2 protein-coding genes are annotated in these 814 nt (G+C 58.4%); both read right to left on the reverse strand.

Features of this window, described 5'->3' with window-relative positions; translation table 11 throughout:
• Nucleotides 1–375, reverse strand: coding sequence for a cupin domain-containing protein (locus GCT13_RS47965; protein WP_321575081.1), 375 nt, complete (start codon nt 373–375; stop codon nt 1–3).
• 202 nt (nt 376–577) lie between these two features.
• Nucleotides 578–814: integrase core domain-containing protein (locus GCT13_RS47970; RefSeq protein WP_152767275.1), on the reverse strand; the 237-nt coding region annotated here is incomplete at its 5' end.

The raw sequence follows: 814 nt of genomic DNA on the forward strand, positions 1-814 counted from the left end.
TCAAACTTGAACCAAAGCGAGAAGCGCCGGCACGTCGCCAATGACACGACTCTGATGCCCCTTGCCCGTCGTGTCCTCAAGCAGTATCGCGCTGCCTGCCGCGACGCGACGTCGTTCACCGTCACTGGCCTCGAACTCAATCTCCCCGCTGAGAAAAAATACCCACAGGCACATGGGCGAAGGATGAAGGTCGCCGACCCATCCGCTGGGCACGCGCACAAATCCGCAGCGGCTCGCTGCCGTGAAATCCGACACGTCAAAGGATTCAGCGGGGGGCGCGAAGTCGCGGGTGACGAGTCCGATGTTTACCGACGCAAAATGACTTTCGCCTGCCGGGTCTGAAAACAGTTGAGGAAACGACAGTGCAGACGCCACGGAGCTTCTCCTTTCGCGACCTGTGTTGCAGTCGGCGTTCGACGTGTCCCGTCAGAGTGAAATCCCGGAGGTCGGTGTTACCCAGCGCCACGCGAGACGTCGGCCGAACAACGACTCGCGTTGAGTGCCCCGCCCTCATGAAGAGGTGGCGCCGCTTGTTCGGACAGGGTCCCGAGATTTTTAAGTGGAATTGTTGGGGAAATCAAGCTGCCGATTTTATCGCTGGCAGCGTGGCGAAGTATGCTTCATCCGGCGTCTGATCGGCTAGCCTCGAATGAGGCCGATTCTGGTTATACCAGTTCAGGTAATTGCCGATTGAGCGACGCGCGTGGCCTACCGAGTCGTACGCTTTCAAATAAACCTCTTCATATTTGACGCTGCGCCACACCCGTTCGACGAACACGTTGTCACGCCAGGCACCTTTTCCGTCCATCGACAG

Origin of the sequence: Paraburkholderia franconis, assembly GCF_009362735.1 — a bacterium.
GTDB classification, from domain to species: domain Bacteria; phylum Pseudomonadota; class Gammaproteobacteria; order Burkholderiales; family Burkholderiaceae; genus Paraburkholderia; species Paraburkholderia franconis.